This is a genomic window from Spirosoma sp. KCTC 42546 (assembly GCF_006965485.1).
In the GTDB taxonomy this organism is placed as follows: domain Bacteria; phylum Bacteroidota; class Bacteroidia; order Cytophagales; family Spirosomataceae; genus Spirosoma.
In genome coordinates this window covers 8,506,267-8,530,000 of the sequence record NZ_CP041360.1, presented here as the reverse complement: position 1 = coordinate 8,530,000, position 23,734 = coordinate 8,506,267, and the positions used below count along the sequence as shown (strand labels likewise).

At 46.4% G+C, this 23,734-nt stretch carries 20 protein-coding genes, 1 tRNA gene and 2 rRNA genes (1 of these 23 cut by a window edge); 16 read left to right on the top strand and 7 right to left on the bottom strand.

Going from position 1 to position 23,734, the window contains the following annotated elements; genetic code table 11:
* Positions 1-2,206 (top strand): 23S ribosomal RNA (locus tag EXU85_RS34695); it begins 628 nt to the left of the window's first position.
* Positions 2,207-2,368: 162 nt separating this feature from the next.
* Positions 2,369-2,479: ribosomal RNA gene (rrf, locus tag EXU85_RS34690) — 5S ribosomal RNA — on the top strand.
* 72 nt (positions 2,480-2,551) lie between these two features.
* On the opposite strand, the gene EXU85_RS34685 is transcribed toward rrf, so the two are convergent.
* Entirely contained in the window at positions 2,552-3,106 is a 555-nt protein-coding gene (locus EXU85_RS34685; RefSeq protein WP_142776464.1) for a TIGR00730 family Rossman fold protein, read from the bottom strand.
* A gap of 50 nt (positions 3,107-3,156) precedes the next feature.
* A complete protein-coding gene (gene murC, locus EXU85_RS34680) occupies positions 3,157-4,527 on the bottom strand; it encodes a UDP-N-acetylmuramate--L-alanine ligase (RefSeq protein ID WP_142776463.1) in 1,371 nt (456 codons plus the stop codon).
* Positions 4,528-4,834: 307 nt separating this feature from the next.
* On the opposite strand from murC, the gene EXU85_RS34675 reads away from it, so the two are divergent.
* The gene (locus tag EXU85_RS34675; protein WP_142776941.1) at positions 4,835-6,316 is read left to right on the top strand and encodes an arginine decarboxylase; all 1,482 of its coding nucleotides are present in this window, start codon (positions 4,835-4,837) and stop codon (positions 6,314-6,316) included.
* A gap of 86 nt (positions 6,317-6,402) precedes the next feature.
* Entirely contained in the window at positions 6,403-6,528 is a 126-nt protein-coding gene (locus tag EXU85_RS36055; protein ID WP_256366021.1) for a hypothetical protein, read from the top strand.
* 90 nt (positions 6,529-6,618) lie between these two features.
* Here the strand turns inward: EXU85_RS36055 and EXU85_RS34670 are convergent, their stop codons facing one another.
* A complete protein-coding gene (locus EXU85_RS34670; protein ID WP_142776462.1) occupies positions 6,619-7,137 on the bottom strand; it encodes an HAD-IIIA family hydrolase in 519 nt (172 codons plus the stop codon).
* Between the two features lie 148 nt (positions 7,138-7,285).
* Positions 7,286-9,961, bottom strand: a complete 2,676-nt coding sequence (locus tag EXU85_RS34665) for a valine--tRNA ligase (protein WP_142776461.1) — start codon at positions 9,959-9,961, stop codon at positions 7,286-7,288.
* 166 nt (positions 9,962-10,127) lie between these two features.
* Between EXU85_RS34665 and EXU85_RS34660 the strand changes: the two genes are divergently transcribed.
* The gene (locus tag EXU85_RS34660; protein WP_142776460.1) at positions 10,128-11,039 is read left to right on the top strand and encodes a DUF72 domain-containing protein; all 912 of its coding nucleotides are present in this window, start codon (positions 10,128-10,130) and stop codon (positions 11,037-11,039) included.
* A gap of 28 nt (positions 11,040-11,067) precedes the next feature.
* Here the strand turns inward: EXU85_RS34660 and EXU85_RS34655 are convergent, their stop codons facing one another.
* Positions 11,068-11,283 carry a hypothetical protein gene (locus EXU85_RS34655; RefSeq protein ID WP_142776459.1) on the bottom strand — a complete coding sequence of 72 codons (216 nt, stop codon included), beginning with the start codon at positions 11,281-11,283 and terminating at the stop codon, positions 11,068-11,070.
* Positions 11,284-11,312: 29 nt separating this feature from the next.
* On the opposite strand from EXU85_RS34655, the gene hisH reads away from it, so the two are divergent.
* The 4 genes from hisH to hisF all read left to right on the top strand — a co-directional run bounded on the left by hisH (position 11,313) and on the right by hisF (position 13,956).
* The gene (gene hisH / locus EXU85_RS34650) at positions 11,313-11,900 is read left to right on the top strand and encodes an imidazole glycerol phosphate synthase subunit HisH (RefSeq protein WP_142776458.1); all 588 of its coding nucleotides are present in this window, start codon (positions 11,313-11,315) and stop codon (positions 11,898-11,900) included.
* An 87-nt stretch (positions 11,901-11,987) separates the two neighbouring features.
* A complete protein-coding gene (gene hisA / locus EXU85_RS34645) occupies positions 11,988-12,707 on the top strand; it encodes a 1-(5-phosphoribosyl)-5-[(5-phosphoribosylamino)methylideneamino]imidazole-4-carboxamide isomerase (protein ID WP_142776457.1) in 720 nt (239 codons plus the stop codon).
* Positions 12,707-13,129 (top strand): GNAT family N-acetyltransferase, encoded by a 423-nt coding sequence (locus tag EXU85_RS34640; RefSeq protein ID WP_142776456.1) that lies wholly within the window; start codon positions 12,707-12,709, stop codon positions 13,127-13,129. Before hisA ends, EXU85_RS34640 begins: the two co-directional genes overlap by 1 nt.
* On the top strand, positions 13,129-13,956 hold the full coding sequence (gene hisF / locus EXU85_RS34635) for an imidazole glycerol phosphate synthase subunit HisF (RefSeq protein WP_142776455.1): 828 nt from the start codon (positions 13,129-13,131) through the stop codon (positions 13,954-13,956). Before EXU85_RS34640 ends, hisF begins: the two co-directional genes overlap by 1 nt.
* A gap of 102 nt (positions 13,957-14,058) precedes the next feature.
* Here the strand turns inward: hisF and EXU85_RS34630 are convergent, their stop codons facing one another.
* On the bottom strand, positions 14,059-14,961 hold the full coding sequence (locus EXU85_RS34630) for an outer membrane beta-barrel protein (RefSeq protein WP_142776454.1): 903 nt from the start codon (positions 14,959-14,961) through the stop codon (positions 14,059-14,061).
* A gap of 39 nt (positions 14,962-15,000) precedes the next feature.
* Here EXU85_RS34630 and EXU85_RS34625 point away from each other — a divergent pair, with 39 nt between their 5' ends.
* From EXU85_RS34625 to EXU85_RS34610, 4 genes are all read left to right on the top strand, one after another.
* A complete protein-coding gene (locus tag EXU85_RS34625) occupies positions 15,001-15,990 on the top strand; it encodes a gliding motility protein (protein ID WP_142776453.1) in 990 nt (329 codons plus the stop codon).
* A 98-nt stretch (positions 15,991-16,088) separates the two neighbouring features.
* Complete coding sequence (locus EXU85_RS34620) at positions 16,089-17,894, top strand: ABC transporter ATP-binding protein (protein ID WP_142776452.1); 1,806 nt, start codon at positions 16,089-16,091, stop codon at positions 17,892-17,894.
* Between the two features lie 67 nt (positions 17,895-17,961).
* Positions 17,962-18,378, top strand: a complete 417-nt coding sequence (locus tag EXU85_RS34615; RefSeq protein WP_142776451.1) for a Fur family transcriptional regulator — start codon at positions 17,962-17,964, stop codon at positions 18,376-18,378.
* Positions 18,379-18,401: 23 nt separating this feature from the next.
* Complete coding sequence (locus EXU85_RS34610; RefSeq protein WP_142776450.1) at positions 18,402-20,240, top strand: DNA mismatch repair protein MutS; 1,839 nt, start codon at positions 18,402-18,404, stop codon at positions 20,238-20,240.
* 281 nt (positions 20,241-20,521) lie between these two features.
* On the opposite strand, the gene EXU85_RS34605 is transcribed toward EXU85_RS34610, so the two are convergent.
* Positions 20,522-20,597, bottom strand: a tRNA-Phe gene (locus EXU85_RS34605).
* 127 nt (positions 20,598-20,724) lie between these two features.
* Between EXU85_RS34605 and EXU85_RS34600 the strand changes: the two genes are divergently transcribed.
* From EXU85_RS34600 to EXU85_RS34590, 3 genes are all read left to right on the top strand, one after another.
* A complete protein-coding gene (locus tag EXU85_RS34600) occupies positions 20,725-22,098 on the top strand; it encodes a 4Fe-4S dicluster domain-containing protein (protein ID WP_142776449.1) in 1,374 nt (457 codons plus the stop codon).
* A gap of 101 nt (positions 22,099-22,199) precedes the next feature.
* The gene (locus EXU85_RS34595) at positions 22,200-23,000 is read left to right on the top strand and encodes a (Fe-S)-binding protein (RefSeq protein ID WP_142776448.1); all 801 of its coding nucleotides are present in this window, start codon (positions 22,200-22,202) and stop codon (positions 22,998-23,000) included.
* Between the two features lie 99 nt (positions 23,001-23,099).
* Positions 23,100-23,597 (top strand): hypothetical protein, encoded by a 498-nt coding sequence (locus tag EXU85_RS34590; RefSeq protein ID WP_142776447.1) that lies wholly within the window; start codon positions 23,100-23,102, stop codon positions 23,595-23,597.
* Positions 23,598-23,734 lie beyond the last annotated feature (137 nt).

The following is a 23,734-nucleotide window of genomic DNA, read 5'->3' as shown; positions in this document are numbered from 1 at the left end:
CGAGGTTAAGATCGTTGACGATCGGATCCGAAGCGAAAGCGAGTCTGAACAGGGCGTCTAGTCAGTGGGGGTTGACGCGAAACTTGGTGATCTATCCCTGGCCAGGTTGAAGGGGTGGTAACACACCGTGGAGGACCGAACCGATAAGCGTTGAAAAGCTTCCGGATGAGCTGGGGATAGGGGTGAAAGGCCAATCAAACTGAGAAATAGCTCGTACTCTCCGAAATGTTTTTAGGAACAGCGTTACGTGTTACTGTCTGTGAGGTAGAGCGACCAACAGGATGCGGGGGAGTCACATCCTACCAACTTCTGATGAACTCCGAATGCGCAGAGAGGTGCGTGGCAGTGAGGGCTTGGGTGCTAAGGTCCAAGTCCGAGAGGGGAACAACCCAGACCATCAGCTAAGGTCCCTAAGTGTGTGCTAAGTTGAACAAAGGCGGTCCGGCTGCTGAGACAGCCAGGAGGTTAGCTTGGAAGCAGCTATTCCTTTAAAGAGTGCGTAACAGCTCACTGGTCGAGCGGGGCGGGCGTCGATAATAAACGGGCATCAAGCACATCACCGAAGCTATGGACCTATACTTGGAGTATAGTGTGGTAGGAGAGCATTCTATGGGGGGTGAAGTTGAAGCGTGAGCTTTGGTGGACCGCATAGAAAAGCAAATGTAGGCATAAGTAACGAGAATGAGGATGAGAACTCCTCACACCGAAAAGCTAAGGTTTCCTCCGCGATGGCAGTCATCGGAGGGTTAGTCGGGGTCTAAGGAGCAGGCGAATGCCGGGCTTTGAGGGGGAACAGGTTAATAGTCCTGTACTATCTATGCAGGCAGTCTCATGACGGAGTGCCAGAGATGCTACGTCCTGACGGAATAGGGCGTTGAGCGGAGGCTTCGGCTGAAGCGAAGTGTTGACGGGGCTTCCAAGAAAAGTGAGGGTGTGTTAAGCGTATGGATACCCGTACCGTAAACCGACACAGGTAGCTGGGAAGAATATTCTAAGGTGCGCGAAAGAATCATGGTTAAGGAACTCGGCAAGATTACCCTGTAACTTCGGGATAAGGGGGGCCGTCTGGCAACAGCGGCTGCAGAGAAGAGGCCCAGGCGACTGTTTACCAAAAACACAGGACTCTGCCAAAATGAAAGTTGACGCATAGGGTCTGACACCTGCCCGGTGCTGGAAGGTTAAGGGGGGAGCTTAGGGGTAACTCGAAGGTTTGAACTGAAGCCCCAGTAAACGGCGGCCGTAACTATAACGGTCCTAAGGTAGCGAAATTCCTTGTCGGGTAAGTTCCGACCTGCACGAATGGTGTAACGATCTGGGCACTGTCTCAACCATGAGTTCGGTGAAATTGTAGTAGCGGTGAAGATGCCGCTTACCCGCCACGGGACGGAAAGACCCCGTGCACCTTTACTACAGCTTAACATTGAATGCCGGTCAGTCATGTGTAGGATAGGCGGGAGATTGCGAAGGGGTGTCGCCAGGCATGCTGGAATCAACCTTGAAATACCGCCCTTGGCTTACTGGCGTTCTAACTGGAGACAGGACCGTGTTTGGTGGGTAGTTTGACTGGGGTGGTCACCTCCGAAAGGGTAACGGAGGTTTCCCAAGGTCCGCTCATGCCGGACGGTAATCGGCAGGGGAGTGCAATAGCAGAAGCGGGCTTGACAGTGAGGCCTACAAGCCGATCTGGTGCGAAAGCAGGGTATAGTGATCCGGTGGTTCCGCATGGAAGGGCCATCGCTCAAAGGATAAAAGGTACGCCGGGGATAACAGGCTGATCTCCCCCAAGAGCTCACATCGACGGGGAGGTTTGGCACCTCGATGTCGGCTCGTCACATCCTGGGGCTGGAGAAGGTTCCAAGGGTTCGGCTGTTCGCCGATTAAAGTGGCACGCGAGCTGGGTTCAGAACGTCGTGAGACAGTTCGGTCCCTATCTGTGGTGGGCGTTGGAATATTGACGGGCTCTGTCCTTAGTACGAGAGGACCGGGATGGACTCACCGCTGGCGAATCGGTTGTTTGGCCGCAGGCACGGCCGAGTAGCTACGTGGGGAACAGATAAGCGCTGAAAGCATCTAAGTGCGAAACTGGCCTGAAGATGAATGTTCCGGTATAAAGGGGTGTTGTAGACGACGACGTTGATAGGCGGTAGGTGTAGGCATCGAGAGGTGTTAAGCCGAGCCGTACTAATGGCCCCGGACGCGTGTTTGTGATTTTGCTTAGTAAGAATGCTTTAAAAGAAGTCCAGTATTGATCAGAAGTTGAGTGCAAATCAGAGTCTCTCTCTGTGGGGAAAAAGACCTATAAAGGTATTGACTGAGAAGGATAGATTAGGCGAAGGCTTAATGATCTGGAGTCGCAAGGGTCAATCAGGTTGGTGCTGGTAAGGCGGGTGTTCACCTCTTCCATCTCGAACAGAGCCGTTAAGCCCCGTACTGCCGATGGTACTGCTGTCACAAGCGGGAGAGTAGGAAGGTGCCACCTGAATGAAATAAGTAAAAGGCCGTTTTTCGTGAGAAAGACGGCTTTTTTGCGTTCAACTAAATTTTGTGAGTTCTAGATATGTGATTCCCAAAACTCATTTATTAGTTCTAAAACCTCATCAACCGATGAGGCTACAATCAAAAGTCCACGGTTTTCAGCTTTCAGAAACCCATCTGCAATCATACGGTCGAGCTGTTGAAGCATAAGATCATAATAACCGTTCACATTAATTATAGCCACTGGCCCATCATAAAGTTTGAGTTGTCGCCAAGCCAGAATTTCAAATAGTTCGTCAAGTGTACCATAGCCTCCGGGTAAGGTGATTACGCCCTTAGATAATTGCACCATCTTGAACTTTCGCTCATGCATGGTTTCAACAAAATGTAGTTCAGTAAGCGTTGTATGAGCTACTTCAAGATCAGCAAGGAAGTTAGGAATTACGCCTGTTACTTCTCCTCCCTGTTGTAAAACGGCGTTAGCAACATTTCCCATTAGTCCAAACCCTCCTCCACCGTAAATAAGGCGGATGTTACGAGCGGCCATTTTTTCGCCGAGTTCAACAGCTATTTCGTTATAAATAGGATTTGTGCCCAGACTAGATGCACAGTAAACGACAAGGCTCTGCATAAAATTGACAGGATAAAATCTGCCTGTTAATAAAGGATAATGAACTACCGTTAAAGTTGGGCTAAATTTTTAGTTACAGTATTTAAGTCTAAGCCCCCGAATGTTCCGGAACTCATCAATAAAAAGACTTGCGCTTCGTCATGTTGCTTCGTCAGATAAGCCTTCAGAGTACCAGCATCTGTAATGACGTGTAGATTTGATCGATCGAAGGCCGTTTGAATGTCATCAGCAGTGATAGGGCTAAGATGATTGTTTGCTTGTGTTTGCGTATCAATAAATACAATAGCTTCATCAGCCGCATTCATTGTGTCTCTATACTGATCCAAAAACAATTTATTTAGGCTACTAAACGTATGGAGTTCAACGACAGCTACCAACTTTTTGTCCGGGAATTGTTGTTTAACCGCATCCGTCGCAGCTTCGACTTTGGCAGGTGAGTGAGCAAAGTCGCGGTAGACGATTCGTTTCGGGGTTTCCGCAATTTTTTCCAGCCGACCGCTTACACCTTTAAAAGTTGGAATTGCTTCATAAAACTGATCTTCTGTAATCCCAATACGATCACAAACGGTTATAGCCCCTGCGATATTTTTTAAATTGTGCTGGCCAAACAGATGGATTGGTATGTGTTTACCCTGCTTTGTAATAAGGTAAGTCTGGCCATTAACAATTTCGCTCGGATGTGGAAAATAAGGCACTTTGGTAATATCAGCACGCTCTTTCTGACCAATGACATCAAGCATATCGTCTGACTCATCAAAAATCAGAATACCCGCTTTGGGCATGGCTTCGGCTAGTGACTCAAATTGATCGACATACTCATCCCAGGTTGGATACAAATTGATATGGTCCCAGGCAATACCGCTTATGAGGGCGATATGTGGCTTGTAATGCAGGAATTTTGGGCGTGAATCGATAGGTGATGATGCATATTCATCACCCTCAATAATAATAAGAGGTGCTGTTAATGATAAGCGAACAGTTGTGTCAAAATCCTCGACTGGGTCTCCAATCCAATAATCAAAAACACGGTTGTGGAATTTAAGTGCATGTAAAATCATGGCCGCTATAGTCGTTTTGCCATGACTCCCAGCTATGACTACGCGTTGTTTCTGCTGGCTTTGCTGGTAAATAAATTCAGGATATGAATAAACAGGCAAGCCTAATTCAAGCGCTTTTGCCAGTTCTGGATTATCCTTACGGGCATGCATACCAACAATAACCGCATCTAAATTGGTATCGATTTTATCGGGAAACCAACCCATTTCGGCAGGCAGCAGGTTATGCTGTTGTAGTCGAGTTCGTGAAGGCTCGTAAATAGTCTCGTCGGAGCCAGTAATACTATGACCTTGTTGCTGGAGTGCTAATGCCAGATTATGCATAGCACTGCCGCCGATAGAAATAAAATGAATAGACTGGGGCATTCGATAAATCAGTCAGTGTAGAGAAGCAAAAGTACAGCTTCTTTTCGGTTTGCCTGTCTAACTTAAACAGTGGGTTGCTTCTCTGTGTTTTGGTACTATTAAATTTCTGCCATTTCCGAATCAAACCGTATTCTTTTTCGTTGACTAGCTTGCGAATAGGCTTCACTTGGAAAGCCCGAATGCCGGACTACCAATTTTAGGGGCCAAATTCGCGCCTGTTTTTCTACATCACAATCGCAACAGCGAAAAACCGGAGTTCCGGACCATCGGATTGCCGGGCTACACATTTTATGCGTCGAACGTAGGGATGAAGACATACTATGATCTGATTGACCAGACGTTTGAATTTCCAACGCGGGAATTCAACGTTGAGAACAACGAACTGATGTTCAATAATGTCCCATTGATGGACATTGTCAAGGAGTACGGTACACCCTTGAAACTTACGTATTTACCGAAAATTACGGAGCATATCGAACATGCAAAACTGCTGTTCAAAAATGCAATGAAGCGGTACAATTACAAGGGCAACTATACGTACTGCTACTGTACGAAGTCATCCCATTTTCGATTTGTGCTCGAAGAAGCACTGAAAAATAATATTCACCTCGAAACATCGTCTGCCTATGACATCCCCATTATTCGGGAGTTGGTCAAGATGGGCAAGGTTTCTAAGAGTACGTATATTGTTTGCAATGGCTATAAGCGGCCTTTGTATACGCAGTACATTAGTGAACTTATCAACGATGGATTCACGAACTGTATTCCGGTGCTCGATAACCTCAAAGAGATTGAGGCTTATGAAAATATAACAGCTGATACAGTTAATTTCGGTATTCGAATAGCTACAGATGAAGAGCCTAATTTTGCCTTTTATACGTCACGCCTTGGCGTTCGGTATAGCGATGTGAATGAGCTTTATCGGAGCAAAATCCAGTCAAATGAGAAGTTTAAGCTCAAAATGCTGCACTTCTTCATCAACACGGGGATTAAAGACAGTGCGTATTACTGGAGTGAGTTGAGCCGGTTTATGTACAAGTACTGTGAATTGAGAAAAATTTGCCCGGATCTGGATTCGATTGATATTGGCGGGGGAATGCCGATTCAAACATCATTTCAGTTCACGTATGATTATCAGGCCATGATTGATCAGATCGTGGAAAGTATTCAGTGGATCTGTAATAAAAGCAATGTGCCTGTCCCCCATATATTTACCGAGTTTGGTTCCTACACAGTCGGTGAAAGCGGAGCGGTTATTTATAAAGTAATTGATCAGAAGCTTCAGAACGACAAGGAACTGTGGTACATGATTGACGGCTCGTTCATTACCCAGCTTCCCGATTCCTGGGGATTAGGGCAGAAGTATATTATGCTGTCGGTGAATAACTGGGATAATCCTTACCAAAAGGTGAACCTGGGCGGTCTAACTTGTGATTCGCACGATTTTTATAATACCGAAGCGCATAGCGCGGATTTATACCTGCCAATTTTCGACCAGGACACCGAAGATCAATATATTGGTCTGTTCCATACCGGAGCCTATCAGGAATCGTTGGGTGGGTATGGTGGCATTCAACATTGCCTGATTCCGGCCCCACAGCACGTTATCGTGGATAAGGATGAAGAAGGTAACCTCCGTACCCGTTTGTTCGCTCCTGAGCAAAATAGCGAGGTTATGTTAAAGATTCTGGGTTATGGTGGTGCCGAGCCGGGTATGACTGAATTGGAAGCTACAGAAGCTGCTGAAGAGCGTGAGGAAGAAGCTGAACTTGTGAAGGAGGAAAATTAGTCATTACTAAGTACGTACCGTACTGTTTTTGGCACTATTTTCGTTTAGTAATCTGAAGGTTAACGAGCAAACGGACTAACAACTTCATGAAAAAGCTACTGATTTTGGGGACTGTACTGGCAACCCTTTCGCTTGGGTCTTGTTCCCGCAAGGCAAACTGCCCAGCTTATGGCAGTACGCAGAAGCCAGCTTCAACGCAGGCACGGGTGTAGAGAACGGTTTAAGCAAAATAGAAATGTCCCAATTCTTGGTGAAGAATTGGGACATTTCTATTTTGCTTAAAAGCTATTTTATTGAGTTAATCAGGCATATTCCAAGACAAATCGGGAAGCTTCTAACAGGCTGGTAGCGCATCCATCGCAGTCAGCAGAAAGCTGAGGTTCGTGAGCAATACGGACCGTCCGAACGCCAACACGTTTTCCTGCCTGCATATCACGCAGTGCATCGCCAATCATCCATGAGCCATTGGGTTCAATATTGTATTTCGCCATTGCTTTTTCGAGCAATAACGAACCTGGCTTGCGCGTAAGAGACTCAGTATCGTATTTAGGGTGGTGTGGGCAGTAATAGATATCGTCAATAAGCTTACCACACTTATCTTGTAAATAATTATAGCAGGTCATTACATCATCTCGCGTATACAGCCCCTTGGCAATACCTGCCTGGTTGGTTATAACGATCAGCAGATAACCGGCATTTTTCAATAAACGCAGTGCTTCTGGCACTCCATCGGGAATGATAAAGTCCTCAACACGGTAGACATAGTCCGTACGATCTTCATTTAAAACACCGTCGCGGTCCAGAAAGATGCACTTGTTCATTGATGATGAGAAATGGTAGAAGGCAATAATACAATTATTTGGCCAAATAATTGTATTATTGCCTTAATAAATTATTGTTAAATAGTTCTGACAAAGACTAAACTCTGTCAGTATCAGCGGTTAAAGAGTGTCAAGAACAAATGATTAGTTAAGCTCCTAAATCTCTTAAACGCTGTTCCAATGCCTGAATCTTAGATTCTGCATCGGCAAGCTTCTGCCGTTCACGGTCAATAATTTCTGGTTTCGCATTAGCCACAAACTTCTCGTTCGAGAGTTTTTTTACTACCGAATCACGGAAGCCGATATTGTACTCTAGCTCCTTTCGGGTATTGGCAATCTCCTGTTCAACGTTGATCTCCCCTGCCAGATTAATGAAAAACTCATCGCTCTTAATTAAAAACGAAACGCCTAACGAAGACTCATTTTCAACATTCTCGCCAAGATAGCTGATGTCTGATACATTGGCCATTTTTTGAATCAGCGGTTCCAGTGTCTCGAAACGCTGGGGTGTGGCTGTTTTGATTGCCAGTGGAAGTTCGGTTTTGGGCGAAATCTGCTTTGCATTGCGGATGTTTCGAATGTTAGAGATAACCTCAAACAACGTCTCGAAATCAGTTAAAATTTGTTCATCAACCATTCCCGCTTTTGGGAACGGAGCAATACAAATGCTGTCACCTTCTTTTCGATCACGAATATCCTGCCATATTTCTTCCGTAATAAACGGCATGAACGGATGGGCTAGACCCATCAATCGCTCAAAGAAATTGATCGTGGCCTCATATGTAACGCTATCTATGGGCTGTGGCGTGCCGGTAGCAGCATCGAAAGCGGGTTTGATTAGTTCGAGGTACTGCGAGCAGAAATCGTCCCAGATAAGCTTGTAAACGGCCTGTAAAGCATCCGAAATACGGAACTTGCTGAAATCGTCTTCGATCTGGGTCAGTGTTGCGTTCAGTTTCGATTCAAACCAACTAATGGTCAATTGATTGGTTTTGCCGTCAATCGATTCGTTAACCGTCCAACCCTTTACTAACCGGAACGCATTCCAGACTTTGTTGCTGAAGTTACGCCCCTGTTCAACCAACTTTTCGTCGAACATCAGATCGTTACCAGCTGCCGAACTGAATAGCATACCCGTTCGAACGCCATCGGCACCGTACTTTTCAATCAGGTCGAGTGGGTCAGGCGAGTTGCCCAACGATTTCGACATCTTCCGGCCTAGCTTATCGCGGACAATACCCGTCAGGTAAACGTTTTTGAACGGCGCTTCCCCTCGATACTCATAACCAGCAATAATCATACGGGCAACCCAGAAAAATAGAATTTCGGGTGCCGTAACCAGATCGTTGGTCGGGTAGTAGTAGTTAATATCGGCGTTGTTTGGGTCTTTCAATCCATCGAATACCGATATAGGCCAAAGCCAGGAAGAGAACCAGGTATCCAATACGTCTTCGTCCTGTGTCAGGTCGGCTTCGGTCATGGCAAAAAGTAGCTTTTCGTGCTGTACTTTTTCCAGAGCCTCGTGCTTGTTTTTAGCCACGATGACCGTTCCATCCTGCATGTAAAATGCCGGAATTCGCTGTCCCCACCATAGTTGCCGACTAATACACCAGTCATGCACGTTTTCCATCCAAGATCGATACATGTTTTTGAACTTGGGCGGAACGAGTTGAATCGTATCGTTCATCACGTTCTTGAGCGCTGGCTTCGATAGCTCGTCCATTTTCAGGAACCACTGCAACGACAGCTTCGGCTCAATAACGGCTCCCGTTCGCTCCGATGTGCCAACATTCGATTTATAATCCTCTGTTTTTACCAGATTGCCCGATTCTTCCAGCATCTTAATAATAGCCTTCCGAGCTGCAAACCGGTCCATCCCGACCAGAATCTGCGCTTTTTCATTCAGGGTCCCATCATCGTTCAGCGTATCCAGAACAGGTAAGTTGTGCTTGATACCCAGCGCGTAGTCATTCGGATCGTGGGCAGGTGTAACTTTCAGGCCACCCGTTCCGAAATCCATCGTTACATATTCGTCTGTAATAATGGGAATTTCGCGATTGATGAGCGGAATAATAGCTTTTTTGCCGTGTAGGTGTTTGTAGCGCTCGTCGTTCGGGTTGACCGCGATAGCTGCATCGGCCATAATGGTTTCTGGCCGAACTGTGGCAATAGTTATGTAGTCTTGCCCTGCGCTCCCTGCTATCTCGTACTGAATATAGACCAGCTTTTGCTGAATTTCTTTCGTGATAACCTCTTCATCAGAAACGGCAGTGCGGCCCTGTGGGTCCCAGTTCACCATCCGAACACCCCGATAAATCTGGCCTTTGTTGTACAGGTCAACAAATACGTCAATAACCGAATCGTGGAGAGCGGGCTCCATCGTGAAGCGGGTGCGATCCCAATCGCAGGAAGCACCGAGCTTGCGAAGTTGCTGAAGAATGATGCCACCATACTTATGTGTCCACTCCCAGGCATATTCCAGGAATTCGTCACGGGTCAAATCGGTTTTGTTGATGCCTCTTTCTTTCAGCATAGCTACCACTTTCGCTTCGGTAGCAATGCTGGCGTGGTCGGTACCCGGTACCCAACATGCGTTTTTGCCCTCCATACGGGCCTTACGAACCAGCACGTCCTGAATGGTATTGTTGAGCATATGGCCCATGTGCAGCACACCCGTTACGTTCGGGGGGGGGATAACGACTGTGTAGGGCTCTCGTTCGTCGGCAACATCCGTTGGGGGTGTAGACTTGAAAAATTGGTTATCAAGCCAATATTGATACCATTTTTCTTCAATCTCCTGGGGGGCATATGTCTTTGAAATCATAATCTATGAATACCCTTCGTCGGTTTGCTGCTTGAAACGAATTCCATCCAGTAAAAACCGACTGAGGGAGTTATGGATAAAAGACAAAATTAGTTAAATTGGATAGGGCGAAAAAACGAAAGCGGGTCTTTGCTAGTTTTATCGGTATACTTCACCAACATAGGTTATGGAATTCGGAAAAATACAGAACCCCGATGCCGTAAATTTTTCGCTACCACCTGGTTCGTCGTTCAACGCGCGAATCTGGGCCGCTGTTGAGCCGAGCCACAGACCTATGGTATCTATTGGTGGACCTATCTGGGCCAATAAAGACTATGTTGGCAAGGTGTATCCGTCAAATGCGAAAGAGCGGGATTTTCTACATTATTATACCCGACAGTTTAATACCATCGAGCTAAACTTGACTCATTATCAGATTCCTACAGCGGGCATGATTGAGCGATGGAAAGTTGAAGCGTCGTCTGGGTTTACGTATTGCCCAAAGTTTCCGCAGATTATTAGCCACGAGCGACAATTGATTGCTACGGAAGGACTAACAGAAGAATTCATCAATGCCGTGTTGAATCTGGAGGAATTTCTGGGTATGACATTTTTACAACTGCCACCAACCTTCGGGCCTGATAAATGGCCTGTTCTGGAGAACTATCTTAAACGTTTGCCCGACGAATTGGATGTAGCAGTTGAGTTTCGGCATCCAGATTGGTTTTGTAAGGCAGCGGTCTGGCAGCAGACACTAGAACGACTTTATTTATTACGTCGGCATGTAGTTATTACGGATGTGGCGGGTCGGCGTGATGTGTTGCATATGGGATTGAGTAGCCCCGTACTAACACTGCGGTTTATTGCTAATGAAGGCCATCCCACCGATTACACCCGCACCGATGCGTGGATTCAGCGACTTAAAACCTGGTTCGAAAAAGGGCTTCAGTCAGCTTACTTATTTATTCATGGCGGTGGTGATAACGATACGGCACCCGAACTGATTCTGTATTGGATTCGGGAATTAAATAAGCACTGTGGTCTAAACCTCCGTGAGCCAGTTTTGCAGCCTAAAGTCGTTCAAGGGAGTTTGTTTTGATTTACAACCGCAAGCCTTTACCTTTGCTCTATGATTTTAGCAACCACAAACCATCGGCATCATCATTCTGAGCGGTAGCGCAGCAGAACAAGATGCTCGTGTTTGTGAATTCGGAGATATAATTCTGATTACCACAATATACAAAGCCCGGTTCTGCTAAGGAGCCGGGCTTTTTTAATGAGTGATCGGGGCCGCCCGTGTGGTTTAATGAAAAATGGATAATGCCGGCGGCAACATTCTTCATTATGCATTGTACATTATCCATTAAGCTTTATGAAAACTGTCATAATTAAATACAACGCGGGCAATGTGCAGTCGGTAATGTATGCGCTGGAACGACTGGGAGCCAGTTACCTACTGACCGACGATGAAGCCGAAATCCGTTCGGCCGATAAAGTTATCTTCCCTGGAGTGGGCGAAGCCAGTACAGCTATGGCCTACCTGCGGGAGCGCGGTATGGATAAATTAATCCCTTCTCTGAAACAGCCTGTATTAGGTACATGTGTGGGTATGCAGCTTATGTGTCGCTATTCGGAAGAAAATGACACGACCTGCATGGGTATTTTCGACATTGATGTTCGGCGGTTTCCTGCTCAGCCAGAGTTTAAAGTCCCACATACAGGCTGGAATAATATCCATTCATTGAGAGGACCTTTGACTGAGGGCTTACCCGAGAGTGCCTACATGTACTTCGTACACAGCTATGCTGCTGACGTTTGCCCCGAAACCACTGCTGTTTGTGAGTATGTTCGACCGTTTAGCGCCATGCTACAGCGTGACAATTTTTACGCAGCCCAGTTCCACGCCGAAATTAGCGGGAACGTTGGGCAACGGATTCTGGAGAATTTTTTGAAGTTATAATTAAACACGGAGAGCATGGAGATTTTTCACGGAGAACACGGAGTTCTCTGTGTACTCCGTGAATCCTCCGTTTACTCTGTGTTTGAAATGCATATCATACCCGCTATTGACATTATTGAAGGTAAAGCCGTCAGACTCACCCAGGGCGACTACCATCAGAAGAAAGAGTATAACGCCCGGCCGCTGGAAGTAGCCAAGCAATTTGAAGATGCTGGCCTGACGCGTCTTCATCTGGTTGACCTCGACGGTGCTAAAGAAAAGCGTGTTATCAATTGGAAAGTGTTGGAATTGATTGCCTCTAAAACCATGCTGCAGGTTGATTTTGGTGGAGGTGTTCAGTCCGACGACGACCTGCGAATGGTATTTGAATGTGGTGCCAAACAGGTGACGGGCGGGAGCATTGCCGTAAAGAACCCCGACGTGCTAGAGCGATGGCTTTCTCAGTATGGACCTGATAAAATTATTCTGGGTGCCGACGCCAAGAATGAGAAAATTGCAGTGAGCGGTTGGGAAGAAGGCACAGAAGTCTGGATTTATGACTTCCTGGAAAAGTGGACAGAGAAAGGTATACAATACGTAATCAGTACCGACGTCGCGAAGGATGGTCTGCTTGAAGGGCCATCGTTTGACTTATACCGTAACATGCAGGATCAATTCCCCGATCTGAATGTCATTGCTAGCGGGGGCGTCAGTAACATGTCCGACATTGAAATGCTGGCCGACATGGATGTTTTCGGTGTTATCGTTGGAAAGGCGATTTATGAAGGACGTGTGACGTTGAAGGAATTACAGCAATTTAATGGGTAATGGATCAGAAATACACTATCAGTACCGATAAAACCAAACTCAACCTGGAAGTCATTCACCGCTACTTGAGTCAGGAAGCTTACTGGTGCCTAAATATCCCGCTCGAAATTGTTCAGCAGTCAATAAAGAACTCGCTTTGTTTTGGGGTTTATCAAGGTGAAAGTCAAGTTGGTTTTGCGCGCGTGGTGACTGACCAAGCGACCTTCGGCTATCTAGCCGATGTGTTTGTTTTACCCGAACACCGAGGCAGAGGTTTATCGAAACAACTCATGGCGTTCATTATGGCTTGTCCTCAGTTGCAGGGTTTGCGTCGAATCATGCTGGTTACGCGGGATGCACATGGCTTGTATACCCAATTCGGTTTTACGCCGATTGATAGTCCAGAAAATACAATGGTCATTAAAGCCTTTACTGCATACTAATGCTTACGAAGCGAATTATTCCCTGCCTCGACATAAAAGACGGTCGCACCGTTAAAGGCACCAATTTTGTCAATTTACGTGACGCTGGCGATCCGGTTGCCCTTGCCGCTGTTTATGCCGAAAACGGGGCTGATGAACTGGTATTTCTCGACATCACAGCCACCGTCGATGAGCGGAAAACCCTCATCGAACTCGTTCGAAATGTAGCACACACCATTAACATTCCGTTTACGGTTGGGGGCGGTATATCGTCTATCGCTGATGTTTCTGCTTTGCTCAACGCCGGTGCCGATAAAATTTCGATTAATTCGTCAGCCGTACGAAATCCAAATTTGGTAAACGAACTAGCATTGGAGTTTGGGAGCCAATGTATCGTAGTGGCCATTGATACGCGATGGATTAGCGTGGAGCAAGAAGCGGAGAGCAGGGATAATGATATGGCCCAAACCGTGCCCCGCGCCCCGCGCTCCCTGCCCTACGCTCACATTGTTCACACACATGGTGGACGTAGACCAACGGAGCTACGCACTATTGCCTGGGCAAAGGAAGTAGAAGACCGGGGTGCCGGTGAAATTCTGCTAACGTCAATGGATACCGATGGTACGAAGGCAGGCTTTGCAATTGAACTAACTGCACAGATTTCAGGAGCAGCTAATATTCCGGTTATTGCGTCGGGCGGAGCCGGTTCAATGGAGCATTTCGTGGACGTATTCACGACCGGCAAAGCAGATGCAGGACTTGCTGCCAGTATCTTCCACTTCAAAGAAATCGAGATTCCTGCACTGAAAGGGTACCTGCGTGAGAAGGGGATTGAGATGCGGTTATGAATTTTAAATACGAAGGAACGGAGAAAAACATAGAGAGTAGAGAGCTATTAAGAAAACTCTATGTTCTCCGTGTTTTTATCCATTCCTCCGTGTTTAAGAAAATCAAAACTTAAACCCTAGTTCTAGCGAAACAACCCGGTTTTTAGAAATCAAACTATTGTCGCGGGCTACATTTATAAGTCCACGCTGATAACTCATGCCAAGGTTGAAGGCATTGTTCTGATTGATTTTATACTGAATACCCGTTCCGAGCAGCAACTCTACATCGCCGAAGCCATACTGCCGACGACTACCGCCACTTTCAGCTGTGTAAAGTCCATTCCGTGCTTCATCCAGTGCTTTTTCGGCCAATTTTATACTGAACAGTCCACCCGTTTGAATATACAGTCGCATGTTTGGGGCGATGTTATTGGCGAATAGTTTTACGGTCGCTGGAAGTTGTAGATACTGCAAATTATAGACAGACTCTTTTTCGGGCGCCCCCGGATTCCACTGGCTTGAACCAAACGTACCCGGCATTTGAAATCCCGATCGCTTGATCGTATACCAAAGGCCCGTGCTAAACGCGTAGCGGTCTTTGAAGAAAAAATAATCCAATGAAGGTCCAACGCTCATCCGAACGCCTGCCCCGTTGGTGCGGAAGCCTGCATATGAGCCTGTTCCTTGAGCCGTATTTAAGTCAAGCGAGGGAGCAAATCGGATACTCATTTCAATCAGGTGGCTCACCCAGGCATAATCGGGCCCAGAGCCAAAACCATTATTTTCCGACGAGTTGTCTGTGCTTTGGCTTTGCTTCCGGCGACGGCGTTTTCGGTCGTCGTCATACTCCTTCCGGTTCTTGTCTTGCCCATCGTAATTATCACCCAGAATTTTACGGAATCGCTTTTCGGTAACGCTCGATTCTTTGGTGCGCATCTGGTATAAGGCGGGCGATGTTGACTGAGCCCAACCAGAGCTAATTGTCAGGATGACCAAAATCAAACCGAACCCTGCAACTTTTTTCATAATTTTGCACGTTTTCTATATTGAAAACTCGTGATTTTCATGCGAATACAGACAGCCCTTGCGGGGCTTTTTTGCTTACTTTTATTGGCTTCGTGTACTAAAAACGAAGACGTTACGCTTATCCGGTTCGACCAGCAACTTTTTTCTGATAAGTCGCCCGACAAGATTAAGTCATTGCTGAATCAAAATCCGGCTGTCGCTCAATTGTACTTTAACGCGAATGGGGCCGGAAATGATACAGCGCTCGTCCATGAATTGACCAACCGGGTCAATAACCCGGCTCTCAACGAACTCAATGCCCAGGTTCAGAGCGAATTTGGCGATATGGCCGATATTCGCAGTCAATTGGCCCAGGCGTTTACAAACATAAAAAAAGACTTTCCGGATTTCCATTCGCCCAGAGTCGTGACTGTTATCACGGGTTTTCTTGGGCCGGATCTGGTTGTTACCGATAGTCTAATCGTTATTGGCCTCGACTACTTTGCTGGCCCGAAAGCGAAATATCGCCCACAGGGCCCCGAGTATCCACAATACATTCTGCGTCGCTACGCGAAAGAGTACATTGTTCCCGCTATTGTTTTCGCGATCTCTGACAAATACAATGCCACGAACCGGGCCGACCAAACGATGCTGGCCGATATGGTGTACTATGGCAAAGGATACATATTTACGAAAACGATGCTGCCTGATGTAGGGGGTGAACCCATTGCCGACAGCCTTGTTATCGGTTACTCAGACAAACAACTAAGCCAAACGTTTAATGCACAGGATGTTGTTTGGGGGCATTTTATTGATAATCAATTACTATATCAAACAAACCCGGCAATAAAACAGCGATATTTGAACGAACGGCCTTTTACCGCCGAAATTGGTCAGGCTTGCCCTGGTGCAATTGGTCGTTGGATCGGTTGGCGGATTGTGGGTCGCTATCACGACGAGCATAATAGCGTCAGTATCGCGGATTTGATGCATAACGCCGATACCCGGCAAATTTTTGAACAATCGGGTTATAAAGGACAAAAAGAATAATGGTTTACAGTTTTTAGTTTACGGTGGCTGACGCGTTATATAATCTCCTGCGTCAGCCACCGTAAACTAAAAACCGTAAACAGAAAACCATATTTATAATGGCAAAACGGGGACGAGGTTTTGGCGAAGAAGCCAGCGAAGAGGATAAAAAGAAATTTAGTAAGGAAGGCTTTAAAAAAGCCCTGAGCATATTCCAGTTTGTGAAACCCTATCGGTTTCAATACATCATCGGGTTTGTGTTTCTGATCTTATCGACGGGTACAACGATGAGTTTCGGATTGCTGATTGGCCAGATTACGAGCGTTATACAAGGGAAATCGGCGTTTACGCTAAATCAGGTAACACTGTTTTTTGTCGGCGTATTGATAGCCCAGGCCATTTTCTCGTTCTTCCGAATTTATTTCTTCTCGCAGGTAAGTGAGCGAGCGATGGCCGATGTGCGCCAGGCCACTTACAGTAAAATCATAACGCTGCCAATTCGCTTTTTTGAACAACGACGCGTAGGTGAATTAACCAGCCGTATTTCGGCAGATATTTCGCAGTTGCAGGACGTTCTGACGCTAACGGTGGCTGAATTGTTTCGGCAAGTAGGTACGCTAACGATTGGTACCGCCATTATTTTATACGTTTCCTGGAAACTGACCTTATTCATGCTGGCCACCTTCCCGGTTATCATTGTTGCGGCAATGGTCTTTGGTCGGTTTATCCGCAAACTGTCGAAACAAGCACAGGATTTGCTGGCTCAGGCCAATGTTATTGTTGAGGAAACACTTCAGTCGGTAAACGTGGTAAAAGCATTTACCAACGAACGGCTCGAAATCAATCGCTATGGAACTGCTTTGCAACGGGTTGTTGGTACAGCGCTGCGGGCGGCACGATTCCGGGGAATATTTGTATCCTTCGTGATTTTTGCCCTGTTTGGTGGCATTATTGGCGTAGTATGGTTTGGTGGTTCACTGGTTTTATCGGGCGAAATGCCGTTTGCTGATTTGCTGACATTCATTGTCTACACAACATTTATTGGTGGCTCTGTAGCTGGCATGGGTGATTTATACGCTCAGTTACAGCGAACGATTGGCTCATCGGAGCGGGTGCTGGAAATTCTGGAAGAGCCATCAGAGGTCGACGCTAGTCAGGAAACTCCCTTGTTTGTACCGGTTCATGGGCATGTTCAGTTCGAAGATGTTCGGTTTTCCTATCCGTCTCGCCCTGAAATACCCGTTTTGAAAGGAATCTCCTTTGATGTTGCTGCTGGGCGGAAAATTGCCCTAGTTGGGCAGAGTGGAGCCGGGAAGTCCACCATTGTTCAGTTGTTAATGCGCTATTATCAAATTAGCAGTGGTAAAATTACTGTTGATGGTCGCGATTTAACAGGTTTCAATATAACAGAGTTACGGAAAAATATTGCCGTGGTACCCCAGGAGGTGATGTTGTTTGGCGGTACTATTCTGGAAAATATTCAATACGGTAAACCCGGCGCTACAGAAACAGAGGTTCGGGAAGCAGCACGGAAGGCGAATGCACTTCAATTTATCGATTCATTTCCCGAAGGATTGCAAACGATTGTTGGTGAACGGGGCGTTAAATTGTCAGGAGGTCAGCGACAACGGATTGCTATTGCCCGGGCTATCTTGAAAGACCCAGCCATTTTGATTCTGGATGAAGCTACGAGTTCGCTCGATGCCGAATCTGAACGGTTGGTACAGGAAGCGTTAGATGTGCTGATGCAAAACCGAACGACCATCATTATTGCCCACCGACTGGCAACGATTCGGAAAGTAGACAGGATTTACGTGATGCGCGAAGGCCAAATTGCGGAGTCGGGTACTCACGACGAACTAGCTACGCAGGAAGACGGCATCTATGCAAACCTGGTTAAATTGCAGTTCGAGATAACAGAATAATAATTAATGTAAAATGGATAATGCAGCAACTAGTTATTATCCATTTTACATTATTAATTAATAAACCATGACATTGGCTGAAAAAACCCTGAAAGACTTTAAGCTCCGCCATACAAATGGCCGGGAGGAAGTGCTTGATTTGTTTCTGAACGCTGGTCATGCACTGGCGCACCACGATGTGGAAAATGGCTTAAGTCCGGACCACGACCGTGTCACGATTTATCGGACGCTACGGACGTTTTTAGATAAGGGACTTTTGCACAAAGTTCTCGATGATGAAGGTGGTACTAAATATGCTCTCTGTCGCGAGCGCTGCGCCGATGGTCATCATCATCACGACCATGTTCATTTTAAATGTGAAGCCTGCGGTCAAACCACTTGCCTGGATCAGGTTAGCATTCCTTCGGTTGCCCTTCCTGAAGGCTATAATCGAAAAGAAATGAACTTATTAATTCAAGGCGTTTGCCTGGATTGTAATAAATAACGTGGCCCGGCCGCGTTACACTAATGTCTACTGAAACTAGTTTCCTAAATCGCCAACAACAATTTATTCGGGACGAACAAGCTGCTCAACGTCAGTATAATCAACTAGCCTTCTGGAGACTTGTCTGGTTTATTGGCAGCGTCGCTGCTGTCTGGCTACTTATCCGACTCGATTATCAATTAGGGGCTGCTGGCAGCTTACTGGCCGGATTGATTGGTTTTTTGGTACTCCTCAAAAAACACCAAACCGTCCGACGTAAACGTGACCTGAGCCATCAGTTGACGTTTATCAATCAGGACGAAGCCGCTCGACTCAAACGACAGTACCTGCGTTCTGAAACCGGAGATCAGTTTGCTAGTCCAACGCACCATTATTCCGGCGATTTAGACGTATTTGGAAAACATTCACTATTTCGGCTTCTAAACCGGACGCATACCTACGAAGGGCAGAATCGACTGGCGAACTGGCTCAAGTCTCCTTCTAACCCCGATGGTATTAGACTCCGCCAGCAAGCCGCTTCCGAACTGAAACCCCAACTTGACTGGAGACAACAGTTTGAGGCCTTAGCCAACCTAGAAGAAAGCGTTGGTCGCTCACCCGATGCAGTGGTTAAATGGGCAATGGCTGAGAGTTCAACGTTGCCAGGTTACCTGAACATTGTCCGGTTTCTATTTCCGGTTATTACCGTGAGTCTATTTGTTGCCTGGCTGTTAGGTTACATGCCGGGTACAGCCGTGTTGCTCGGATTAGCCGTTCATGGTCTGGTTCTTAGCCAGACGGCGGCAAAGGCAAAAGAAGCTAGTGAACAGACATTTGAGATTTCGACGGCATTGCGGGCATTTCAGGCGCTTTTTAGAGAGGCTGAACAGGTAAAAGGAGACACGGTACGACTGCGAGCTATTCGGCAGGCGTTGATGTCCAAAGATAGGTCTGCTTCAAAAGCCATTGGCCAACTTGGTCAGCTAACGGAAGGGCTGAATTACCGCCGAAATCCGTACTTTTTCCTGCTCTTCGGAATAGCGACTCTGTGGGATATTCACTATCTATTTCGGCTCGAACGCTGGCGGCAACAATATGGTCCGGATCTCGGCCGTTGGTTTAAAGTATTAGGAGAACTTGAAGCACTCAATAGTTTAGCTGGCTTCGCTTACGCCCACCCTACCTACGCAACGCCTGATATCGTTGATGATGAGTTCATGCTGGATTTTACACTGGCTTCTCATCCTTTGTTACCAACCGATCGTAGCGTCGCAAACTCACTCACCCTAAACGGAGCCGGAAAAACGGTGCTCATCACGGGTTCGAATATGTCGGGGAAAAGCACCTTCTTACGTACCGTTGGGGCCAATGTCATATTGGCATTGGCGGGGGCAGTTGTCAGTGCTGAACGATTCTGGTGTTCGCCCGTACGAGCCTTTACGAGTATGCGAACGAATGACTCACTTGAAGAAAGCACATCATCGTTTTACGCCGAATTAAAACGGCTACAAACGCTAATTGGCCTGACCAAACAAATGACGGATGGTAAGCAGGCAGCTTTATCGCAGGATCGCCTGCCGGTTCTCTATTTTCTGGATGAAATTCTGAAGGGGACAAACTCGGCTGATCGACACAGAGGGGCAGAGGCACTTATTCGGCAGCTACACCAGACAACTGCCTCTGGATTTGTTTCGACCCATGATCTCGAATTGGGTCAACTTACGGATGCCGATAGCTTTGTGCGCAACTTCCATTTTCAGTCTGATCTTCACGATGGCGAACTCGTGTTTGATTATAAGCTCCGTAATGGTATCTGCGAAAGCTTTAATGCCAGTCAATTAATGAAAGCAATTGGAATTGAGATGGATGCCGTCCAGAAGTAGAGCGCCTTACATACATCTTTTGTTTCAGTCGTAACGCTTAGACGTTCACTACGGAGAAAATTGTAGGCTGAAGTTGACTTCGAGAGCTTCAGTTCTATAAAACAACCCCTTTTAACACTTGTTAGCTACTATGAAAGCAGTATATTTGCCGATGTAAAAAATAGTATGCTTGCATACTATTACTGTGTTTGTTCACGTACTTTTTCAATCAGTGGAAACGGATTTAATAAATATAGGAGCAATAAAAAAAGCCTTCCCAATGGGAAGGCTTAACGTTAGGGTGGTGGTGATGGACGGAATCGAACCGCCGACACAAGGATTTTCAGTCCTTTGCTCTACCAACTGAGCTACATCACCCTGAAACGTGGGTGCAAAAGTATATATAATGCGCCTTTTTACAATGCATTGACTAAAATAATTTTCAATAAAGTGTTGGCGATTACGTCAATTTGTTGATTATCAGTCATAATAAGCTCAAATACGAATGGAGATTATTCAACAAATTTTGTTTGTAGCGGCTCTAGCCGTAACAGGTTGGTATATAACTAAGCGCGTTAGGCTCATCACACGTGCTATTAAGCTTGGCCGTGCCGAAAATCGCTTCGACCATCCAGACGAGCGATTGAAAACGATGCTTCTAGTAGCCTTTGGGCAAAAAAAAATGTTTACCAATTTGCTGGTTGGCGTCATGCACTTTGTTATTTATGCTGGTTTTCTCATTGTTAACCTCGAAGTACTTGAAATTATTCTGGATGGTATGCTAGGAACGCACCGGCTATTTGCCCCTTACATTACACCCGTTTATCCAATTTTAATTGATGTCTTTGAGCTATTAGCGTTTGGCGTGCTGGCTGTTTGTGTCATTTTTTTATGCCGTCGGTTTATTGCGAAAGTACCTCGTTTTCAGGAAAAACGCCATCGTGAAATGACCCGCTGGCCCCGTACTGATGCTGCCATTATTCTAACCGCTGAGATTTTACTCATGATCGCATTCCTCACCTGGAATGCATCCGATAGCGTGTTACGTGATCGGGGTGTTGGGCATTATGCTGAATTGCAGGGTGTTGTGCCTGACTTCCTGATCAGCCAATTTTTTAAGCCGCTTTTTGCCGGGTTTAGTGATACAGCTCTTACCGTCTATGAACGCACAACCTGGTGGTTGCATATTTTAGGGATTCTGACTTTCGCTGTTTATGTAACCTATTCAAAACACCTCCATATTGCCCTTGGCTTTCCGAATGTCTATTTCTCGGACCTACAGCCGAAGGGCGAAATGCAGAATATGCCAGAGATAACCAAAGAAGTTCAGCTCGCGCTTGGCTTGCCTGTTACGACTGACGCAGATGGATCACAAAACAACGATAATGGCGAGCAGCCAGCGGAAGTTGGGCGGTTCGGTGCTAAAGATGTGCAGGATTTGAAGTGGATCAATCTTATGAACGCCTATAGTTGTACTGAATGTGGGCGTTGTACATCAGTCTGTCCCGCCAATATTACAGGTAAGAAGCTGTCGCCCCGAAAAATCATGATGGACACCCGCGACCGACTTGAAGAAATTCAGCGCGGATGGAAAACGAACGGATATGACTACAAGGACGAAAAGTCTTTATTGAATGACTATATAACTGCCGAGGAGCTCAACGCCTGTACGACTTGCCAGGCCTGTGTAAATGCCTGCCCGATCAATATAAACCCATTGGATATCATTCTGCAATTACGCCGGTATCGGGTTATGGAAGAATCGCAGGCACCAGCTTCCTGGAATGCCATGTTTAGTAATATTGAGAATAACATGGCTCCCTGGAAATTCTCGCCCAGCGATCGGTTTAACTGGGCTGATCAGGTGAATGAAAAATAGGTTAGGGTATTCGGTTTACAGCTCACGGTGGGCTAATGCAAGAGCAACTGGCGCGTCAACTTACCATAAGCTGTAAACCGAACACCGAAAACATCCCAACAATGTCAACTGAAAAAACATACAAAGTACCAACGATGGCCGACATGGTTGCATCGGGCGAAGAACCGGAAATCTTGTTTTGGGTTGGGTGTGCTGGCTCATTCGATGACCGTTATAAACGGGTAACTATTGCCTTCGTTCGTATTCTGAATCATGTTGGTATTAAGTTCGCTGTGCTTGGTTCCGAAGAAGCCTGTACGGGCGATCCTGCCCGACGCGCTGGGAATGAGTTTCTGTTCCAGATGCAGGCTATGGCCAATATTCAGGTGTTAAATGGCTACAATGTCAAGAAAATCGTGACAGCCTGTCCGCATTGTTTCAATACACTTAAAAATGAGTACCCTGAATTAGGGGGAAACTATGAGGTAATCCACCACTCACAGTTTTTGCAGGGGCTCATCAACGAAGGACGTGTTCGTGTGAAAGATGGGCAGTCGTTTAAAGGCCGTCGTATAACGTTCCATGACTCATGCTATCTTGGCAGAGCTAATAAAGTGTATGAGGCTCCACGCGAAGTGTTGGCGGCACTAGATGCCGACCTAGTCGAGATGAAGCGCGTACGGGCCAATGGCTTGTGCTGTGGAGCAGGTGGTGGCCAGTATTTCAAGGAACCCGAGCCTGGTAAAAAAGATGTAAACGTGGAGCGCGTTGAGGAAGCGCTCAGTACAGGTGCCGATACGATTGCTGTAGCCTGCCCATTTTGTATGACAATGATGTCTGACGGTGTTAAGAATAAGAACCGCGAAGATTCTGTGCGTGTCTACGACATTTCGGAACTCATCGCCCAAGGGCAAGGGTTGTGAGATCAATAAATAATGTAGAATGGACAATGAATAATGAGGGAATCATTCACTTCATTTATTCTACATTATTCATTGTCCATTCTACATTATTTATTGACTATGTACATAGATTTTGATAAACTGCCGGATACCGCCCGTGTATGGGTGTACCAGGCAAACCGTTCGCTTACGGATGGTGATATAAAAACGATAGACGAAGCGTTACAACCTGCCTTGAGCCAATGGGCGGCACATGGTCAGCCATTGTTGGCATCGGCAAAAGTGGTTAACAGTCGATTTGTTGTAGTTGGCGTAGACGAAGGGTATACCTTACCCAGTGGCTGTTCCATTGATGCCTCGATGCGGACTGTGCAGGAAATTGGACGTCAATTGGCAGTGGATTTTTTCGACCGTTCGGCGGCTGTTCAGGTAGCAGACGGAACGGTACAGACGTTTGCTTTGCCGGCCATTAAAAGAGCCGTTGCCGATGGATTGATAACACCTGATACAACGGTATTTAACACATTAGTGAAAACAAAAGCGGAGTTTATGGCAGAATGGCGCATTCCGGCCATTACCTCATGGCTCAAACGATATTTTAAAACAATTGAGGCTTAACGAGCCGTTAAAGAGATTATGGGGCCAGTCAGATGCTACTAATGAGTAGGATTTGGCTGGCTTTAACGTTGTCAGGTATAGGAACGTTCACTGCCAAATCGTCATATTCGATTAACTTTAAACATTCTTTTCAAACA